The sequence below is a fragment of the Gordonia sp. NPDC003429 genome (assembly GCF_053588575.1).
In genome coordinates this window covers 1-19899 of sequence record NZ_JBSFQF010000006.1, presented here as the reverse complement: position 1 = coordinate 19899, position 19899 = coordinate 1, and the positions used below count along the sequence as shown (strand labels likewise).

17 protein-coding genes are annotated in these 19899 nt (G+C 66.5%); 5 read left to right on the top strand and 12 right to left on the bottom strand.

Annotated features, from left to right (window positions below; translation table 11 throughout):
• Positions 1 to 2: 2 nt before the first annotated feature.
• Genes pyrE through ACWDSI_RS09230 form a run of 3 tightly spaced genes read right to left on the bottom strand, consistent with a single transcriptional unit; the run spans position 3 to position 2535 of the window.
• Positions 3 to 584, bottom strand: coding sequence for an orotate phosphoribosyltransferase (gene pyrE / locus ACWDSI_RS09240; RefSeq protein WP_449746787.1), 582 nt, complete (start codon positions 582 to 584; stop codon positions 3 to 5).
• A gap of 39 nt (positions 585 to 623) precedes the next feature.
• Entirely contained in the window at positions 624 to 1490 is an 867-nt protein-coding gene (locus ACWDSI_RS09235) for a hypothetical protein (protein WP_449746786.1), read from the bottom strand.
• Between the two features lie 25 nt (positions 1491 to 1515).
• Entirely contained in the window at positions 1516 to 2535 is a 1020-nt protein-coding gene (locus ACWDSI_RS09230) for a D-2-hydroxyacid dehydrogenase (RefSeq protein ID WP_449756354.1), read from the bottom strand.
• Positions 2536 to 2775: 240 nt separating this feature from the next.
• On the opposite strand from ACWDSI_RS09230, the gene ACWDSI_RS09225 reads away from it, so the two are divergent.
• From ACWDSI_RS09225 to ACWDSI_RS09215, 3 genes are read left to right on the top strand one after another with little or no spacing between them, the layout of a single operon-like run.
• Entirely contained in the window at positions 2776 to 3969 is a 1194-nt protein-coding gene (locus ACWDSI_RS09225; RefSeq protein WP_449756353.1) for a M24 family metallopeptidase, read from the top strand.
• Between the two features lie 7 nt (positions 3970 to 3976).
• The gene (locus ACWDSI_RS09220; RefSeq protein WP_449746783.1) at positions 3977 to 5221 is read left to right on the top strand and encodes an aminotransferase-like domain-containing protein; all 1245 of its coding nucleotides are present in this window, start codon (positions 3977 to 3979) and stop codon (positions 5219 to 5221) included.
• Positions 5218 to 6387, top strand: coding sequence for a M20 family metallopeptidase (locus ACWDSI_RS09215; protein ID WP_449756352.1), 1170 nt, complete (start codon positions 5218 to 5220; stop codon positions 6385 to 6387). Before ACWDSI_RS09220 ends, ACWDSI_RS09215 begins: the two co-directional genes overlap by 4 nt.
• Before the next feature lie 98 nt (positions 6388 to 6485).
• Here ACWDSI_RS09215 and ACWDSI_RS09210 read toward each other — a convergent pair whose 3' ends face one another.
• From ACWDSI_RS09210 to ACWDSI_RS09175, 8 genes are all read right to left on the bottom strand, one after another.
• Complete coding sequence (locus ACWDSI_RS09210; RefSeq protein WP_449756351.1) at positions 6486 to 7823, bottom strand: MFS transporter; 1338 nt, start codon at positions 7821 to 7823, stop codon at positions 6486 to 6488.
• Between the two features lie 371 nt (positions 7824 to 8194).
• Positions 8195 to 8890 (bottom strand): response regulator, encoded by a 696-nt coding sequence (locus tag ACWDSI_RS09205; RefSeq protein ID WP_449756350.1) that lies wholly within the window; start codon positions 8888 to 8890, stop codon positions 8195 to 8197.
• The gene (locus ACWDSI_RS09200; RefSeq protein ID WP_449756349.1) at positions 8887 to 11463 is read right to left on the bottom strand and encodes a DUF4118 domain-containing protein; all 2577 of its coding nucleotides are present in this window, start codon (positions 11461 to 11463) and stop codon (positions 8887 to 8889) included. Before ACWDSI_RS09200 ends, ACWDSI_RS09205 begins: the two co-directional genes overlap by 4 nt.
• 10 nt (positions 11464 to 11473) lie before the next feature.
• Positions 11474 to 12097: a potassium-transporting ATPase subunit C gene (locus tag ACWDSI_RS09195; protein ID WP_449756348.1), complete on the bottom strand. Its 624-nt coding sequence runs from the start codon at positions 12095 to 12097 to the stop codon at positions 11474 to 11476.
• 4 nt (positions 12098 to 12101) lie between these two features.
• On the bottom strand, positions 12102 to 14240 hold the full coding sequence (kdpB, locus tag ACWDSI_RS09190) for a potassium-transporting ATPase subunit KdpB (protein ID WP_449756347.1): 2139 nt from the start codon (positions 14238 to 14240) through the stop codon (positions 12102 to 12104).
• A complete protein-coding gene (kdpA, locus tag ACWDSI_RS09185) occupies positions 14237 to 16042 on the bottom strand; it encodes a potassium-transporting ATPase subunit KdpA (protein ID WP_449756488.1) in 1806 nt (601 codons plus the stop codon). The genes kdpB and kdpA overlap by 4 nt, the downstream gene beginning before the upstream one ends.
• A gap of 56 nt (positions 16043 to 16098) precedes the next feature.
• Positions 16099 to 16197 (bottom strand): K(+)-transporting ATPase subunit F, encoded by a 99-nt coding sequence (gene kdpF, locus ACWDSI_RS09180; RefSeq protein ID WP_449746777.1) that lies wholly within the window; start codon positions 16195 to 16197, stop codon positions 16099 to 16101.
• A gap of 329 nt (positions 16198 to 16526) precedes the next feature.
• A complete protein-coding gene (locus tag ACWDSI_RS09175) occupies positions 16527 to 17795 on the bottom strand; it encodes a DUF222 domain-containing protein (protein WP_449756346.1) in 1269 nt (422 codons plus the stop codon).
• Positions 17796 to 18030: 235 nt separating this feature from the next.
• On the opposite strand from ACWDSI_RS09175, the gene ACWDSI_RS09170 reads away from it, so the two are divergent.
• Entirely contained in the window at positions 18031 to 18555 is a 525-nt protein-coding gene (locus ACWDSI_RS09170; protein ID WP_449756345.1) for a DUF6611 family protein, read from the top strand.
• Here ACWDSI_RS09170 and ACWDSI_RS09165 read toward each other — a convergent pair.
• Positions 18552 to 18962 carry a PPOX class F420-dependent oxidoreductase gene (locus tag ACWDSI_RS09165; protein ID WP_449756344.1) on the bottom strand — a complete coding sequence of 137 codons (411 nt, stop codon included), beginning with the start codon at positions 18960 to 18962 and terminating at the stop codon, positions 18552 to 18554. The genes ACWDSI_RS09170 and ACWDSI_RS09165 overlap by 4 nt on opposite strands.
• A gap of 94 nt (positions 18963 to 19056) precedes the next feature.
• Here ACWDSI_RS09165 and ACWDSI_RS09160 point away from each other — a divergent pair, with 94 nt between their 5' ends.
• Positions 19057 to 19671 (top strand): DNA-3-methyladenine glycosylase I, encoded by a 615-nt coding sequence (locus tag ACWDSI_RS09160; RefSeq protein WP_449756343.1) that lies wholly within the window; start codon positions 19057 to 19059, stop codon positions 19669 to 19671.
• The last annotated feature ends 228 nt before the right edge of the window (positions 19672 to 19899 follow it).

The window sequence follows — 19899 nt, the reverse complement described above, 5'->3', positions numbered from 1 at the left end:
GCTCAGGCGAGCCCGATGTCGGCGAGCCCGAGCAGCGAGCGGTAGGGGACGCCGAGTTTGCCGATGACCTCGTCGGCGCCGGTGGCCCGGTCCACCACGGTGGCCACCCCCACCACGGTGGCGCCGGCCTCGCGTGCCGCCTCGACCGCGGTCGACGGTGACCCGCCGGTGGTACTGGTGTCCTCGACGATGAGCACGGTCTTGCCGGCGATGTCGGGACCCTCCACACGGCGCTGCATGCCGTGCGCCTTCGCCGCCTTGCGCACCACGAAGGCGTCGATGGGCCGGCCGGGTGCGTGCATGATCGCGGTGGCCACCGGGTCGGCGCCCAGGGTGAGACCGCCGACAGAGGTGTAGGCCCAGTCGAACGTGAGCTCACGCATGAGGCGACCGATCAGCGGGGAGGCCTCGTGATGCAGTGTGGCCCGGCGCAGGTCGACGTAGTAATCGGCTTCGCGGCCCGACGACAGCGTCACCCGTCCGTGCACCACCGACAACTCGGCGACCAGGCGCGCAAGGGCGGCGCGGTCGTCGGGGTTCACCGCAGGCGGGGTGGACGGTGCGGAAGGTGTTGACGAGGTCACGGTCGGCTCTCTCTCACATCGTGCATCGGCCGCACGTGACTAGTCGCGGCGGTGGCGGTTGGGTCGCTCGGGCGGCTGGGTCTCGTCCGGCGGCGAGGTTCGCGAGCCGCGACGCACCGGCATCGGACTCATCCCGCGTCCGGTCGAAGTGGTTTCACGCGGGCTGCTGTCGCGTGCAGGTGCCTCGGCACGCGCGGCGCGGCGGTTCTTGTCGCGCATCGATTCGGTCTTCTCGTCGGCCAGCTCGGCGCGGATCGGGCCGTGCGGGTCACGCGGGTCGGGCGAATCCTGCGGGTCACGGACCGGCGGCAACACCCGTAGCAGGTCGGCGAACCGTCGCACCACTTCCAGGCCGGTGTCGAGTTCGGTGGGGTCCTCGGTCAGCGGCATCGAGCCGAGCGCCCAGTTGCCCTCGTTCCACAGCACTTCAATGTAGGCGGGCGCGTTGTTGGCCAGGGCCACCATCCGTCGGTCGCAGACCCGACGTGCCACGTCGAGGTTGTTCGAGAACATGACGCGCGGCCCCATCGCGCCGAGCAACTCCACGTCATCCTCCGCGGGTGCCAGGACGTCCTCGTGGCGCAGATCGACGATGACCTTCGACGGCGACGAACGCCGTACCGCGATCACGGTGCCCGTCTCTGCGAGGTCGAACACCACCGCCTCGGCCCCGCCGAAATGCCCGTATGCCACATCGCGCGCCTCGACGCTCTCCGGAACATTCATCGTCGCGCGGTGAAAGGCCTTGCGCAGCTTGGTGTCCGAGCTGCGGAACTTGAAATCGTGGGTGTCGCCCCACACCGCGCGCTGGTGCCGTTGCTCGGAGGAACGCTTACGATCGAGCCACAGGAGGGCCACCGCGCCGGCGAGCGCGAGGGCTGCGATCACGAAATAGACGATGGTCATCGCGCTACAGCCTACTTCAGGGCACTCACGGTGTGCTCTGCACGACATAGCCGCGTCGTTTGTCCACCACGTTGTGCAGTGCCGCGGGCAGATCCCCGGGTGGAGTGCGCCGGTAAATGCGCAGGTTGCCGAGCAGCTGGTCGGCCAGTTCGTCGCGCCAGCCCACCACGTCGCCGCTCATGTGCGCGGAGATCGCGACGTTGTCCAGGCCCCAGAGCGGGCTGTCGGCGGCGAGTGGTTCGGTGGCGAACACGTCGAGCGAGGCGTGGCCGACGCGACCGCTCCGGAGCGCATCGACCAGCGCGTTCTCGTCGACGAGGCGACCGCGGCCGACGTTGATCAGGTGGGCGTGCGGTGCCATCGCGGCCAGCACCGTCGCGTCGATCAGCCCGTCGGTCTGCGCCGTCAAGGGGGCTGCCGCGACGATGTTGTCGAACCGGCCCACGTGCGCCGCGAGATCGGCGCTCGGATGAACGGTGCCGAAGTCGGGATCGTGTTCACGGGCCACACGGCCGACGCCGGTGACCCGGATTCCCACCGCCCGCAGTATCCGCGCGATCGCCCGCCCGATGCCCCCGGTCCCGATCACCAGGGCCGAGGTGTGCTGCGTGCGGATGGTCTCCCGGTGGCGCCACTCGCGTACCGCCTGTGAACGTCGGGAGTCGGCCAGCTTCTTGTCCCGGGCGAGGATCGATGCCAGCACGAACTCGGCGATCGGGACGTCGAAGACGCCGCGCGCGTTGGTGACCACCACGTCGGATTCGGCCAGTTCGTCGAACAGCAGTGCATCCACCCCGGCGGCGCACACATGCACCCAGCGAAGCGTCTGCGTGGTCGGGCCCCAGTTGTCGCGCAGTGCCCGGGAGAAGAAGTCCCAGAGGATCAGGATGTCGGCGCCCGGTAACGCCGCCGGCAGGTCGGCGGCCGTGGCCCGCCGCACCCGGGCAAGCGTCTCGATCTCGGCGAGGTTGTACGGCGGCGGAGCCCCGGGCGACTCGAGCAGCACCAGCACGGGCAGATCGGGCGCCGCGTCGTCGGGGAACATGACGCCCACGGTAACCCCTCGAGCGTGCCCACAACCCAGTCGAGCGTGCCCAGACTTCCGTCGAGCGTGCCCACATCCACGTCGAGCGTGCCCAGACTCCCGTCGACTGTGCCCACAACCCCGCCCGATTGACAATCCGACCATCCGCCCCCACGGTGGACACGTGACCGTCGCCGATCCTCTTCCCGCCTCCCGCCGATGGTGACATCCGCCCGAAACCCCCAGGCGAGGAGACGGTAGGTGTATCTCGGCGCGCAACTGTTCACCGACAGCGAATACCAACAGCGGCTCACCCGTGTTCGCGAAAGGATGGACCTGCAGGGACTTTCGGCGATCATCGTCACCGATCCGGCGAACATCTTCTACCTGATCGGGTACAACGCGTGGTCGTTCTACACCCCGCAGATGCTGTTCGTGCCCATCGAGGGTCACATGGTGTTCTTCGCTCGTGAGATGGATGCCCATGGGGCGCAACGCACCTCGTGGCTTCCGGCCGAGCAGATCGTCGGCTACCCGGAGAACTACGTCCACCGACCGCATGTACATCCCTTCGACTGGGTGGCGTGGGCCCTGCGACAACGTCATCTCATCGCACCCGCCTCACGGGCCGGGTCGGTGGGGTTGGAGATGGACTCGCATTTCTTCTCCCCCAAGGCATATCGCGCATTGTTCAACGCCATCCCGGAGTGGAAGCTCGTCGACAACTTCGAACTGGTCAACTGGGTGCGGTCGGTGAAATCCGACGCCGAGATCCAACTCATGCGACAGGCCGGCATGGTGTGCTCCGAAGCGATGCGAGCAGCCGTCGACACCATCGATGTCGGTGTGCGGCAATGCGATGCCGCTGCAGCGATCTCGATGGCACAGATCACCGGAACCGACGAGTTCGGGGGCGACTATCCCGCGATCGTGCCGCTGCTGCCCACCGGCGCCGCCGCCGATACCCCGCATCTCACCTGGCATCAGGGCACTTTCGCCGACGGCGAGGCGGTGGTGGTGGAGTTGGCGGGAGCACACAATCGGTACCACACACCACTGGCCCGCACCGTCGCGCTCGGTACCCCGACCAAGGATCTCGACTATGTCGCGAAGGCCACCGCCGAAGGACTCGACAACGTGCTCAGCGCGATCCGCCCCGGTGTGGCCACCCGCGAACTCGCCTCCACCTGGAATTGGACGCTGGCAAAGTACGGTCTCGAAAAGCCTTCCCGGCTCGGCTATTCCATCGGAATCGGTTATCCACCCGACTGGGGCGAACGCACCATCAGTGTCCGCACCGAGGACGAAACGATCCTGGAGACCAACATGACCTTTCACATCATCTGCGGTATGTGGATGGACGACTACGGCTTCGAACTCTCGGAGTCGGTGCGCGTCAGCCCCAGCGGGGTGGAGACCTTCACCACCTTCCCGCGTGACCTGATCCGGAAGTGAGCCGACGATGACCGCCGACACCCATGAGTCCCTGCACGACCTGCGCCGCGGCGCGCCCACTTTGCCGCTCGCCGGGCGAGCCAAGGATCTCGTCGGCTCGATGATCGACTCATCGACGTCGCTGCTCGCGTCGCAGACACACGACATCGTGCGTTTCGCAATGGGATCGCCTGCCGACGAGGCGGTACCGGCCGACGAGTTCCGCCGGATCGCCGGCGAAATCCTCGACAATTCGTCGTTCACCTACGGCGCCACCGAGGGTGAACCGCGCCTGCTGCAACTGCTCGTGGACTACCTGGCCACCACCCCCGACCCCTCGACCCACGACCGCCTGGTGATCACCACCGGCGGCATGCAGGGACTCGACCTCGCCGGCAAGCTCTTCATCGACCCGGGCGACCTCGTCGTGGTCGAATCCCCCACCTACACCAATGGCAGCGCCACGGCGCTGTCCTACGGCGCGCAACTCCTCGAGGTCCCCGTCGACGAGGACGGCATGCAGGTCGACACCCTCGAACAACTCGTCACCCGCGCCCGCCGCACCCCGAAGGCGATCTACACCATCCCGACCTTCCAGAACCCGTCCGGCGTCACCCTCAGCGAGGAACGGCGCCGCGAACTACTGCGGCTCGCCCACCAGTGGGGCTCGGTCATCATCGACGACGACCCCTACGGTCTCCTGCGATTCGCCGGCGCCGACATCCCCACCTTCCAGACACTGAGCCCGGCCGATCCGCTGGTCTTCTCGGTGCGCACGTTCTCCAAGATCCTGGCACCGGGATGGCGGGTCGGCTGGGTCGACGCCGACCCCTCGTTGCGACAGCTGCTGATCAACGGCAAACAGGCGATGGACACCTGCACCAACGTCCCCAACCAGCACATCGTCGCCGAGTACATCTCCCGCGGCGGCCTCGATGAGCACCTGCGCGGTCTGCGGACGCTCTACCGCACACGCAAGCAAGCGATGCGCGACGCACTTGCCCGCCACTTCGGCGATCAGGTGCGTGCCACCGACCCCGAGGGCGGCTTCTTCCTCTGGGTGACGCTCGACGGCGACCTCGCCGGCATCGACACCCGTGAATTGTTCGACGTGGCGCTCGCCGACGGTGTCGCGTTCATCCCCGGGTCTGCGCTCTCGCCCACCGGCCGCTTCCGCAACGCCATGCGGTTGTGCTTTGCCTCGAGCACCCCCGACCGGATCGACGAGGGCGTTCGGCGCCTCGCGGAGAGCTGCGCAAAGATGTCAGGGTGACCACCCCGGCATTCGCGCACATCTCGGCCGAGGAGATAACGGCGCTCACCACGTCGCTGATCGAGGCCCCGAGCGAGAATCCCGGCGGCACCGAGGCCGCCGCCGTGTCGGTGCTCGAGGAGGCCTGCCGCGAAGCCGGGTTCGTGGTCACCACATGGGAGGTCGCGCCCGGACGGCCGAACCTGACGGCCACACTGCCCGGCGGCGATGGCCCCGGCCTGATGTTCCTCGGTCACTCCGACGTGGTGCCCGCCGGACCGGGCTGGACCGGCGACCCCTACCGGGTGCGACGCGCCGACGGCCGACTCTACGGTCGCGGCGCCACCGATATGAAGGGTGGGCTGGCCGCGGTCGTCGCCGCGATGTCGGCGCTCGCGTCGGCGCCGGGTGGACTGTCGGGGCCTGTGCAACTGGTGTGCACGGTCGACGAGGAAGAACACGGCTCCGGCGTTCGCGATCTCATCGGCGGCCCGATCGACACAGAGTTCCTCGGCTGCGTCGTCGCCGAACCCACCAACCTCCAGGTTGTCCGCGGCTGCCGTGGCGCATCGTATCTGGAGATCGACATCACCGGCCGCGCAGCGCATTCCGGACGACCGTCCGACGGGCGCAGCGCGATCATGGCTGCTGCCGCGATCATCGAACTGATCCGCGCCGACCAGGCTCGTCTCGATCTCGCCCCGGATCCCCTCCTCGGTACCGGAACCTGGAATGTGGGCACAATCATTGGCGGACAAGGGATCTCGGTGGTGGCACCGATGTGCTCACTGGGTATCGACCGCCGTTTGCTACCGACCGAGAGCGCTCATCGGATCGCCGACGACCTGCGTGAGAGAATCTCGGCGGCCGACATCGACTCCGACGGCATCGGAGTGCAGGTGCGCGTCACCATGGAGATGCCCGGATTCTCCACCGCCGCAGCACATTCGCTGGTCACCACCGCCTCCGACGCGCTGGCCGCGCTCGATCAGCCCGTCTCGGTGGGAGGTTGGACAGCCGCATGCGACGGTGGGTTCATCAGTCGCGATCTCGGTGTGCCCGCGATCGTGCTGGGCCCGGGCGACATCAACGCCGACGCGCACCAACCCGACGAGTCGGTGGCCATCGCCGACCTGGTGACCGCCGCCCGTGCCTACACCCACATGGCGTTGCGCCTGCTCGGCTGACCGTCGAGCGTGCCCATAACCCGGTCGACTGTGCCCACAACCGAGTCGAGCGTGCCCACAACCGAGTCGAGCGTGCCCACAACCGAGTCGAGCGTGCCCTAGGCTGCGCGCGCCATCTCGAGATCACGCTCCTTGCTCGGCACACCGGTCCCGCGGATCGACACTCCAGCGGTTTCTTTCAGGAACACCAACGCCACCATGCCGATGGCGCAGGCGATCATCATGTACAACGCGGGAAACAGGTTCCAACCACTGGCCTTGACCACCGCGTCGTTGACCAGCGGAGCCGTACCGCCGAATGCGGCGGTGGCCACGTTGTAGGAGATCGCGAAGCCCGCATACCGAACCTGCGTCGGGAACATCGCGGGAAACGTCGCCGAAATCGTCGCCAGCTGCGGAATGTAGAACAGGCCCAGGACGACGAACCCGATGATCGCGAGGGCGAATCCCTGACCCATCATCCAGTACATCGGCAGCGCCAGCACGAAGAGGCCGATGAGCGACACCCACCACAGTGGTTTTCGCCCGGTGCGATCCGACAGCGCACCGAAGAACGGGATCACCAGCATCATCACCAACTCGCCGATGAGGATCACCGCAGTCGAGGTGTCCGTACTCATGCCGATGGTGGACTCGAGATACGTCGGCTGATAGGCCAGCAGCGTGTAATTCACCACGTTGAGTGCGATGACCATGCCGAACATGATCAGCACCGGCTGCCAGTACTCGCGGACCAGATCGATGATCTCCTGTCCCGGCGACTTCTCGAGTTTGTGTTCGTCCTCGAGTTCCTCGAATACCGGCGACTCGCCGACCTGCGTCCTGAGGTACAACCCCACAAGGCCGAGGGGCAGTGCGACGAAGAAGGGCAATCGCCAACCCCACGTCTGCATGGCTTCGTCGGAAAGCAGCAGGTCGAGGCCCAAAACAATGGCAGATCCCATGACGAATCCGGCCAGCGTGCCGAATTCGAGGAAGCTGCCGTACTTTCCGCGCTTGTTGTCGGGGGCGTGCTCGGCCATGAAGGTGGCCGCGCCGCCGTACTCCCCACCCGTCGAGAAGCCCTGGACAACGCGCAACAGGATCAGGAGTACCGGAGCCCAGGCCCCTGCCACTGCGTGGGTGGGGAGTACGCCGATCAGTGCGGTTGCACCCGCAATCAGCACGATCGTCAGAGCCAGCACGGATCTGCGGCCGATCCGGTCACCGATCGGACCCCAGATGAAGCCTCCGACGGGGCGGAGGATGAACGAGATGGCGAATCCCAGCATTGTTCCCAGACTGCCGAGTTCACCGGGAAAGAATGCGTTGGTGAGATATGTGGCGGTGGCAGCGTAGACGCCGTAGTCGTACCACTCCGTCGCATTGCCGATCGCGGACGCCGCAATCGCCTTGCGCAGCAACGAATCATCTGTGGTCGAAATGTCGTCCTGCATTCGGTCCGGCGTACCGGAATCCGGAGTTTCACCCATGTCTACCTCTCAGTGAACGGTCGGATAAGAAGGCACTGCATGCCGTGGTCACGACAGTCGTGTGCTTCATGCCTCGTTCAGGGAAATCTGGTGAACCCGGATACGCCTGCGGTGTTCAACCACCCTTGGGATCTTCGACGTTCGCTCGACGTCTGGCACTGCGGCGCGACACACCGGTGTCGTACCTGACAGGCGATACCGCCTACCGCAGTTCCGTAACTGACTCCGAGGTCGGCACCGACGCCGACCTCGGTTTACTTGTCAACAACGGTCGAAACTACCGCTGTTGCTTGCAGTAGGCAACTTTCCTGGTGAGCGACTCCGCTCGACCGCGGTCAGGTACGCACGAAGCGATATCCCATACCCGCCTCGGTGAGCAGATGCTCCGGATGGGCCGGGTCGTCTTCGAGTTTGCGCCGCAAACTCGCCAGATACACACGGAGATAATTGGTTTGGTTGAGGTACGTGGGACCCCACACCGCGGCGAGAATATCGCGCTGCGCCACCAGCTTTCCCTCATTGCGTACCAGCAATTCAAGGATTCCCCACTCGGTGGGTGTCAGGTGCACCGGTGTGCCGTGGCGAGTGACCTGCTTGGTGCTCAGATCGACGCGGAACGCCCCGGCGTCCACCATCGGCGCCTCGAGCGCGTCGGGCGCGGCCACACCTCGTCGGACCGCCGCCCGCAGGCGCGCGATGAACTCGTCCATGCCAAAGGGTTTGGTCACGTAGTCGTCGGCGCCCGCGTCGAGGGCGGCCACCTTGTCCACCGACTCCCCACGCGCCGACAGCACGATGACCGGCACGTTCGTCCAGCCGCGCAGTCCCTCCAGCACGGTGAAACCGTCGATGTCCGGCAGGCCCAGGTCGAGCACCACCACCTGCGGATTCTCCTTGGCGGCGGCCATCAGGGCGCCCGCTCCGGTCGACGCCGTCGTCACCGCAAAACCACGGGCGGCGAGATTGATCCGCAACGCACGTAACAATTGTGGTTCGTCGTCGACGACCAGTACCCGCGTTTTGTCGCTCACGGTGCCACCTCGCCGTGCACCGTCTCCGACCTCGAGTCAAGCAGCGCCACAGAGTCCGGCGATGGCTCCATGGGCAGCGAGATCACCATCGTGGTGCCACCCCCCGAGGTCTCCTCGACGCCGAGGGCCCCGCCGAGCGCGGACACGAAGCCCGCCGCAACCGAAAGCCCCAGGCCCACACCACCATCGGACCCGTTGCGGTCACCACCCTGGACAAAGGCGCCGAACACCTCCGCCCGGCGCTCGACGGGAATGCCCGCGCCGTGATCGATCACCCGGATCACGCAACGTTGATCCTCGACATCGGACGCATCGCGTGCCACGTGCACCTCGACGCGGCCGCCGCCGTGGTGGATCGCGTTGTCGATGAGGTTGGCCAGCACCCGTTCGAGCAGCCCCCCGTCGGTGAACGCCCACATCTCGTCGAAGACGAATGTGACCTCGGGTGCGGTGGCCTCCAGCCGGGTCACCGCCGCGGTGGCGCGGTGCGCCACCTCCACCAGATAGGTCCGCGCCAGTCGCGGCCGCACGGCACCGGCGGCCAGCCGCGACGAATCCAGGAGGTTGCCGACCAGCGCGGAGAGCTGATCGATCGACTCCTCAATGGTGGCGAGCAGTTCCGCGGTGTCTTCGGGCCCAAACGTCACCTCGTCGCTGCGCAGACTCGACACCGCGGCCTTGGCGCCGGCGAGCGGGGTGCGCAGGTCATGACTCACCGCCGAGAGCAACGCTCGCCGCATCTCATCGGTCTTCGCGAGCGCCCGCGCATCTGCCGCCTCACGTTCGAGCCGTTGCCGCTGCACCGCACCCGCGGCCTGCATCGCCACCGACGTCAGCACGCGACGGTCACGCCCGCCGAGTTTCGGTCCGCGCAACAGCAGTTCGTACTCTCCGCCCGGTATCGGGCAGACGGTGTCGGCACCATCGGCTCGCACCGGCGGATCGTCGCCCACCGACGCCGCCAGCTGCGGAGCAGAACCCTTGGCGCGCTGCACAATCGAGACCGCCGTCTGGTCGTAGGTCTCACACACGCGGTCGAGGAGTCCGGCGACGTCGGCGCCGCCGAGCACGGTGTCGGAGAACAGCGCCAGCAGCTCTGCGTCGCGGGTGGCCAGCCGCGCCTGCCGTCGCCGGTTGGATGCCGAATCAACCAGCGCGGCAACCGCTATCGCGATGACGAACATCACCAGGAGGGTGATGAGGTTGTCGGGTTCGGCGATCGTGAAGGTGAATCGTGGGTCGGTGAAGAAGTAGTTGAGCAGCAGTCCGCTCACCAATGCCGACAGCGCGGCGGGCCCCACGCCACCGAGTAGCGACACCGCCAGCACCGTGACGAAGTAGAGCGCGGTCTCCGACGCGAACCCGAGCCACCGGTCCAACAGGGCCAACACACTGGTCATCACCACCGGCACCACGACGGCCGCCACCCAACTCAGCGGCCGATGAAAACGCGTGTCGCGGATGTCGAGGCGGTTGCGTCGCCGCGTCTCCTCGTGCGTCACCATATGGACGTCGATCTTGCCGCTGCGGCTGACCACCGCGGCGCCGACCCCTTCGTCGAAGAGTCGCTGCCATCTCGGGCGGCGGGATGTTCCGAGCACCAGTTGGGTGGCGTTGACGCCGCGGGCGAAATCGAGCAGCGTCGACGGGATGTCGTCGCCGACCACGGTGTGGATACGAGCGCCGAATCCTGCTGCCAGGTCATGTAGTCGGGGCATGTCGGCTGCGGGGTCGCCGGCCAGCCCGTCGCCGCGGACCACGTGCACCACCACGAGTTCGGCACTCGACCGCGACGCTATCCGGCTCGCGCGTCGCATCAGGGTCGCCGACTCCGGTCCACCGGTGATCGCCACCACCACCCGTTCACGTGCTTCCCACGTCTCGGTGATCGCGTGTGTGGCGCGGTAGTCGGCCAGCGTGTCGTCGACGCGGTCGGCGAGCCAGAGCAGAGCCAGCTCACGAAGCGCGGTGAGGTTGCCTTGCCGGAAGTAGTTGCTCAGCGCGCCGTCGATGCGCCCCGTCGGGTACACCTTGCCGGCACTGAGACGTTGGCGCAGCGCCTGCGGATCGATGTCCACGAGTTCGATCTGGTCTGCTGCGCGGACCACCGAATCCGGCACGGTCTCGCGCTGGATCACCCCGGTGATCTGTGCGACGACGTCGTTGAGGCTCTCGAGGTGCTGGATGTTCACCGTCGTCAGCACGTCGATACCGGCATCACGCAGATCCTCGATGTCCTGCCAGCGCTTGCCATTCCGCGACCCGGGCGCGTTGGTGTGCGCGAGCTCGTCCACCAGGGCGACGCGTGGCCGACGCGCCAGGACGGCGTCGAGATCCATCTCTTCGAGCACAGCGCCCCGGTACTCGACGGGTCGACGGGGAACCTGCTCGATTCCGTCGGTCAGCGCGGCAGTGGCCGAACGCCCGTGCGATTCCACGACGGCAATCACCACATCGACGCCCTCATCGATCAGACCCCTTGCCTGCGAAAGCATTTCGTAGGTCTTACCCACTCCGGGCGCGCACCCGAGGAAGACCTCCAGCCTTCCCCGGGTGTCCGTATCCGAGCCCATGCAGCCGAGTCTATCGACACACGGTGTGGCCCAGAGCCAGGTTGACGGCGAGCACGTCCACCCGAGGCTGACCGAGGAATCCCCATTGCCGGCCTTCGGTGTGCTCGTCGATCACGGCCCGGATCTGCGCTTCGGTGCGTCCACTGTTGCGTGCGATCCGGGGGATCTGGATGGCCGCGTACGCGGGGCTGATCTGCGGGTCCAGGCCCGACCCGGACCCGGTGACGGCGTCCACGGGCACCGCGGCGGGAGCCACGTTCTCGCGGGCCGCGATGATGGCCCGACGTGCCTCGACGTTGTGCGCCAGCAATTCGCTGTTGGGTCCCTGGTTGCTGGCGGCCGAGGCGGACGGGTCGCCGGGCGCCATCGGATCGTCGGCCGACCCCAGCACGCGTGCATGCAGGAACGAGTCGGGCTCACCTGCGGCAGTGTGCGGGTCCAGGCCGATCAACGTGGAACCCGCGCCGCAGCCGCGCGCGTCGGTGACCTGCGACCCTTCTGCGGAGTGGCTGTCGAATCGGGACGCCGCCCACACCACGGCGGGGTAGGCGACACCGAGCACGACGGTGAGTGCGACGAGGACCGCCAAGGCTGCGGCGCACTGCCGCGCGAATCCGGAGACGATCGTGTTCATGTGATTACCCCATTCCCGGGATGAAGCGGACGACGAGGTCGATGAGCCAGATACCGATGAACGGGGTCACCACACCGCCGACGCCGTAGACGAGCAGGTTGCGGCCCAGCAGGCGTGACGCCGAACTCGGCCGGTATCGCACCCCGCGCAGCGACAACGGGATCAACGCGATGATGATGAGGGCGTTGAACACCACCGCCGAGACGATCGCCGACTGCGCGGAATGCAGGCGCATGATGTTCAGGGCGTCGAGTTGCGGGTAGATGGACACGAACATCGCGGGCAGGATCGCGAAGTACTTCGCGAGGTCGTTGGCCAGCGAGAAGGTGGTCAGCGCACCGCGGGTGATCAGCAGTTGCTTGCCGATGGCCACCACGTCGATCAGTTTCGTCGGATCCGAGTCGAGGTCCACCATGTTGCCGGCCTCCTTGGCCGCCGAGGTCCCCGAGTTCATCGCCACCCCGACGTCGGCCTGCGCGAGGGCCGGAGCGTCGTTGGTGCCGTCGCCGGTCATGGCCACCAGCCGCCCGCCGGACTGCTCGGCCCGGATCAGGGTCAGTTTGTCCTCGGGCGTCGCCTCGGCGACGAAGTCGTCCACGCCGGCCTCGTCGGCGATCGCCCGTGCCGTCAGCGGGTTGTCCCCGGTCACCATGACGGTACGGATACCCATCTGCCGCAGCTGTGCGAACCGGTCGGCCATCCCCGGTTTCACCACGTCGGAGAGCTGGATGACCCCGAGGATTCGTGGCGCTACGCCCTCGCTCTCGTCGTACACGGCGACGACCAGAGGAGTGGCACCTGCCGTCGAGATGTCGGCCACCCGATCGGTCACCTGCGGCGGGATGGTTCCGTCGAGTCCGTTCACCCATCGGGCCACCGCATCGGCCGCGCCCTTCCGGTAACGGACCACTCCCCCGCCGGACGGATACAGGTCCACTCCACTCATCCGTGTCTCGGCGGTGAACGGCACCACCTCGTGATCGGGTTGCGGCCCATTTCCGCGTGCGGCCGCGACGGGCGTCACGTCGTGGTCGCCGAGGCACAGGTCAACGATGCTGCGACCTTCGGGAGTGTCGTCGGCCAGGCTGCAGCGGTAGGCCACCTCCGCGAGCTCCGCGGTCGATGTGCCGGGGGCCGGATAGATCTCGGTGGCGCGCCGGTTGCCGAAGGTGATGGTGCCCGTCTTGTCCAGCAGCAGTGTGTCGATGTCGCCGGCGGCCTCCACCGCCCGCCCCGACATGGCCAGCACGTTGCGCTGCACCAGCCGATCCATTCCCGCGATGCCGATCGAACTGAGCAGCGCGCCGATGGTGGTGGGGATCAGGCAGACCAGAAGTGCGATCAGCTTGATCGGGTCCGGTGACTGGCCTGCGTACTGCTGCATCGGACCCACCGCCACCACGGCGAGCAGAAAGATCACGGTGAGGCTTGCCAGCAGGATGTCGAGGGCGATCTCGTTGGGAGTCTTCTTGCGAGCCGCACCTTCGACGAGGGAGATCATCCGGTCGACGAAGGTTTCCCCGGGTGCCGCCGTGATCTTGACGACGATCCGGTCGGAGAGCACGACGGTTCCGCCGGTCACCGCGCAGCGGTCGCCCCCGGATTCGCGTACCACCGGGGCGGATTCACCGGTGATGGCCGACTCGTCCACGGTGGCGATGCCGTCGACGACGTCGCCGTCGCCCGCGATCACTTCGCCTGCCTCCACCACGATGAGGTCGCCGACCTTCAGTTCGGCACCGGGCACCTGTTCGACCGAACCCCCGTCCGTTTGACGACGGGCCATGGTGTCGCGCTTCACTTTTCGCAGGCTGTCGGCCTGTGCGCGGCCACGGCCCTCGGCGACGGCCTCGGCGAGGTTGGCGAAAAGTACGGTGAACCACAGCCAGGCCGCGATGAGCCACGCGAACCATGACGGCTGCCAGATCGCCAGCACGGTGGTGACGACCGAACCCAGGTACACGACGAACATGACCGGGTTGCGCGCTTGCGCACGCGGTGTCAGCTTCCGTACTGCCTGCGGCACCGCGGTGAGCAGTTGCCGCGGGTCGAAGGAGCCACGCGATACCAGGTCATGCGCCTCGTCGTGTTCCGGCTGCGAAACCGACTGTGTGGGTTGGTGGTCGATGGTATTGACACTCACAGAAGAGCCTCCGCGATGGGTCCCAGCGCCATGGCCGGGAAGAAGGTGAGCCCGGCGACGAGCAGGATCGTCCCGAGAAGAAGCGTGCCGAACAGGACGCCGTGGGTGGGCAGTGTGGATGCGTCGGCCTCGGACACGGCGACCGTCGTGGTGCCCGCGCCGGTCGAGCCCTCCCCGCCGGTCGAGCCCTCCCCACCGGTCGAGCCCTCCCCACCGGTCGAGCTTGTCGAGACCCCAGCCGCAACGAGTTCCGGCTCGTTGCCTGCGACCGCCACACGGCCGGCACCACGTGGTCGTTGCCGCGCGAGCAGTCCGGCGAGTGCCAGCACGAACACGATCGGGAGCAAACGCCCGAGCAGCATCGCCACTCCCAGCGACAACTGGAACCAGTCGGAGGTGACGGTGAGTCCGCCGAAGGCGCTGCCGTTGTTGTTGGCGGCCGAGGTGTACGCGTAGAGCACCTCGGAAAAGCCGTGGATCGATCCCGGGGTCCCCGGCGCGCCACTGTTGCCCTGGGCGTCGAGAGTGGAACCGAGGGCAACGCTGATGCCGGCACCGATGAGAACCAGGGCAGGCATCACCAGCACGTACAGCGCAGCCATGGTGATCTCCTGCTGCCCGATCTTCTTGCCGAGAAACTCCGGTGAGCGTCCCACCAGCAGTCCGCCGACGAACACGGTCACGACGGCGAGCATGAGGATGCCGTAGAGTCCGGAACCCACACCACCGGGCGCGATCTCACCGAGCAGCATGTTCCAGATCAGTGCTCCACCGCCGCCGGCGGAGAAACTGTCATGGGCGGAATCAACCGCACCCGTGGATGTTCCGGTGGTCGACACCGCGAACAGCACCGAGGCCGGAATGCCGAATCGCTGCTCTTTGCCCTCCATCATGGCGCCCGCTGCCTGCGCTGCGATCCCGTTGGTGTGCGCCTCGAACCACCAGGTGATGGCGAGCACCGAGCCCCAGATCGCGGCCATGACACCGAGCAGTGTCACTCCTTGCCGACGATCTCCCACGAGGGTGCCGTAGGTACGGGTGAGGCACACCGGAATCAGCAGCAGCGCAGTGATCTCCACGATGTTGCTCAGCGGCGTCGGATTGGAGAAGGGATGAGCGGAGTTCGCCGACAAGGTGCCGCCACCATTGGTGCCGAGCTCCTTGATCGCCTCTTGGGACGCGAAGGGTCCCACCACGCTGCGCGCTTGATCGCCATTCAAGGTCGAGAAGCCGAACCCGCTGTGCCACGACTGCACAACGCCCTGCGTGAGCAGAATGAGCGCTGCCAACAGGCTCAGCGGCAACAGGATTCGCACACAGCCGCGTGTCAGATCGACCCAGAAGTTCCCTATCTGGCCGTTGCCTCGCCGATTAACGATTCCACGGATGAGGGCCACGGCCACTGCCATGCCCACCGCCGCCGAGACAAAGTTCTGCACCGCCAACCCCATCATCTGAGTGAGGTTGCTCATCACCATCTCGGGCGAATACGACTGCCAATTGGTGTTGGTGACGAACGACACCGCGGTGTTGAACGCGGTGGCCGGATTGACACCCGGCCTGCCGTCCGACCACGGCAGGACTCCCTGAATCCGCTGCAGCAGGTACAGCACCATGACCGACACGAACGAAAAGGCAAGTACCGCCAGTGCATAGCCGAGCCACGTCTGTTCTCGACGCGGATCGATCCGCGCGAACCGGTACAGCACCCGTTCTGCAGCGAGATCACGATCGCTGCGGTACACCCTGGCCATGTAGTCCCCCAACGGGACGTAGGCCACCGCCAGAACCACCACCACCATCGCCACTTGCGCGGTGGCCGCCAATGATGAAGTCACTCAGGACATCCTCTCCAACATCAGAACTTCTCCGGACGGATCAGCGCAACCATGAGGTACACCGCGACCCCGGCCGCGAGCACAAGCAGGATCACGTTCACCACTGCGTCAGCACTCATCGACCACACCTCGCGTCCACGCCCCGGACCACCAGGACGCACACCGCGAAGCCGATGATCACGGCGAGCACGTACAGGACGTCGCCCACTTCTCAACTCCTCGTCGTCAAGGCCGATCAGCAGGGATCGCGATCGGCGCACCACATCATGCGACCCACCGGAGAGCCGCGAGAAGACCTCTTAACGAGATCCATACGTGGCCACTCGGATTGTTGACGGCGCCTTGGCGGTGGACCGCACGGGCGCGCTCACACTATGGAGTTGTCAAACAACGTGTGCGGTCCCGAGCGGTCGGGTGCACGAAGGTGCTCCGCGAAAGCTGTGTGGGGTCAGGCGGCGGCGGGTAGGTCGGCGATGTGCATGCGGCGTCGGTGGTAGGCGGGAATGAGGTCGCGGCGGGGATCCACGGCGGCCGGCGGGCGCAACCAGGGGTGGTGGTCGAATCCCATGACGATCTCCCAGCCGCCGTGGTGGATGTCGTCGTGGCACGACGGGCACAAAAGGCATCCGTTGTCGACGTCTGTGTCACCGCCGTCGGCCCAATGCACGATGTGGTGGGCCTGCGTCCACGACGCCGGTGCGCCACATTTGATGCAGCCCTTGTCCCGGCACACCAACGCTTTCCGCTGCGACGCGGTGAACAGGCGTTTCTCCCGACCGACCGCCAGCGGTACTTGTTCACCGTCGACGATCATCACGGTGATCGAGGCATCGCAGCCGAGTTTCTTGGCGGTGCTCTCGGTGACCGACCCGAGGAACTGCAACGACGACAGGGCGGGGGTATCGGCGGGCAGCGTCAACGCGATCTGGGTGCGCGGCGCGCCCGCCACCATCACTCCACCCGAACCACCTGTAGCGGCGAGATCCAGGATCGTTTCCAGTGCGTCGGCGCGACGCCGGTCGGGCGAGCGCGGGTCGCGGGACCCGTCGGGCTGCGGGCGAGGCGTGGCGTGGGCGTCGACCGCGGTCCACAATTTCTCGCCGACGACGGTGTCGAGGTCGCCGCGGATCTGCACCCGACCCTCCTGCCTGGTCAAGGTGAGCGTGTTGATGGCCCTGTTCTCGGCCGCAGGTAGCCCGTCGTCGGAGTCGGCGGCGAGCTCATTGCCCAGCGTATGGGCGCGGTCGGCGATCTCTGCGGGGGTGGCACCGGAGAAATGTTGGGCGAGAAGATCATTCACTACGCCCTTACGCGCCTCCGCATCGAGGGTTTGCGGTATGCGTTGGTCGACATGACGAACCCCGCGCACAATGGCGTCGACGTGTTCGGCCGAAATCGCGCCGTCGGCGGCATGCCCCATCAGGGCACCGGCCGAGTCCTGTACAGCAGCGATGCGCAGCAGTCGCTGGGCCACCACCGGTGCCAATCCCATCACGATCAACAGTTCGCGGGTGCAGCGGCCATGCGCCTTGGCCACGCCGAGCCGGTCGAGGGAGGCCACGTGTACCGCCAGCTGGTGATCGACAAGGTTACGGAGCGCGATCAACACCTCAACGGCGTCGTACACCTGGCGTCCGGTCGCATCGTCGGCGACGGTCAGTGCGCGAAGCACCTCGGCCACGGCGGTCAGTGAAAGGTGGTCCCTCAACTCGGTCATACCGATCACGGTACTCGCACACGTGTTCGATGACAAGGGTGTTCTTGCAGGTCAGGATTCCTGTGGATAACTCGTCCCACAGGTGAACCGAAGTGAACTGTGGTGAACAGACGTCACACAACGAGTGCCAATCTCCGGCCTCCGACGTCAACAAGGCGTCAAGATTCACCGTCGCGGCGTTCAGAAGCCGTCAGCATTCTTGTTGCCGACGACCGGCGCGCTTAGACCGATATGCATGGATGATGCAGTGCAGCCTCAACAGGCGGTGTCAGGCGAGGCTCGATGGGGTTATGTGCAGGTGGGGTATGCGCGGCATTGGGTGTGCCACCGCATCGCGATCTACCCACCCGGCACCAACTCGCAGCAGCGCAGGTGGCTACGACTGTGGCGATGGCTGCCGGCCGTCGTGCTGATAGCGGTGTGTGCATCGCTGTACGCGACGAGTGTGTGCGATGTCCATGCCGCCGCCGGGGTGGCCGTCGGGGCCATAGCGGGGGCCGTCGCGGTGTTCGGGGTGGGCCGTCGAACGCATGCCTGCCGCACCCGAATACACGTGCTCGAATCGTGGACCGGACATGGCGCCGACACCACTGCGATAACCAGGCGCCGCCTCATCTGTGTTCTCGCCCAACGTCTTCGCGACGCTGACAAAGCGCTCGACGCCGGTCAGATCACACCCGTCGAGCATGAAATGATCTGGTCGCAGTGTTACGCGCAGATCCCAGCGAGCATACCGACGCGTCGACGCGCCAGCCTCTAATCCTGATCGGCAGCGGGGCTGATGGCGATGCCCACGGTGCCGGATTTACCGCGCCGCAGCAGGCTGCCCTTGATCGCCACCCAACCGAGGACGCCGTATTTCTTGGCGATCACATCGCGCACATGCGCGGTGCCGTCGGCGTCGAGTATCTCCGCAGTGCCGTCCACTGCCGCGCCGTCGACCTTGGTGCCTCGTGCATCGCACGCCTGCACGATCACGCGCGGGTTGCGGCGGATGCGTTTGACCTTCCACGAGTCGGTGACGGTCCACATGAGCAGTCGGTTGCCGTCGACGGCCGCCCACAGCGGCGATGCCACCGGCGTACCGTCTTTGCGGAAGGTGGTGAGTTGCACATACTTCGCGTCGGTGGCGGCGTCGAACGGCTTCTCGGAGGTCACGGCACTCATCCTACGGAGTGGTCGATCACCGTCGTCGGGTATGCCGCGGTCTCGGGTGTCGGACTCGCGCGATACCGTGCAAGCACAGATCGAGGAGGGTGCAATGTCGGACGTGGTTGTCGGCGACGACGGCGTCAGGCGTTGTCGGTGGGCCGCAGTGGAACCGGAAACCACCTACCACGACACGGAATGGGGATTCCCCCTCACCGGCGACATCGCTCTGTTCGAACGTGTGTGTCTGGAAGGGTTTCAGTCCGGACTCAGTTGGCGGACCATTTTGAACAAGCGCGACAACTTCCGCGCTGCGTTCCACGGCTTCGACATCGAGAAGGTGGCTCGCTTCAGTGAGCGTGACGTCGAACGACTGCTCGGCGACGCCGGGATCATCCGGCATCGCGGGAAGATCGAGGCCACCATCAACAACGCCCGCCGAGCCGTCGACCTCGTCGACGCCGAGGGTTCGCTGGAAGACTACTTCTGGCGTTACGCGCCCGCACCCGACCATGTGCCGGGAAGTATGACGACATCACCGGAATCGGTTGCACTGTCCAAAGATCTGAAGAAGCGCGGCTGGCGTTTCGTCGGTCCCACGACGATGTTCGCCATGATGCAGGCGGCCGGTTTGGTGAACGATCACGCCCCCGACTGTGCGATCCGCCCACAGGTCGCCGCGGCGATCGACGAGTACCACGCCGCCCGAGCGACCCCCGCCGGTTGAGCGCCCCCACCCGCCGGTTCCCCGCTGGTTGAGCCTGTCGAAACCCCCACCCGCTGGTTGAGCGCCCCGCTGGTTGAGCTTGTCGAAACCACCCCCGCTGGTTAAGCCTGTCGAAACCACCGCCCGCTGGTTGTGAACCGTCCTGGGTCTGGTGGAGACCGTGATCTCACCAGGAGAATACGGATATGGGAGCACCACGGAAGTTCGACCAGGAGACCCGTGAGCGGG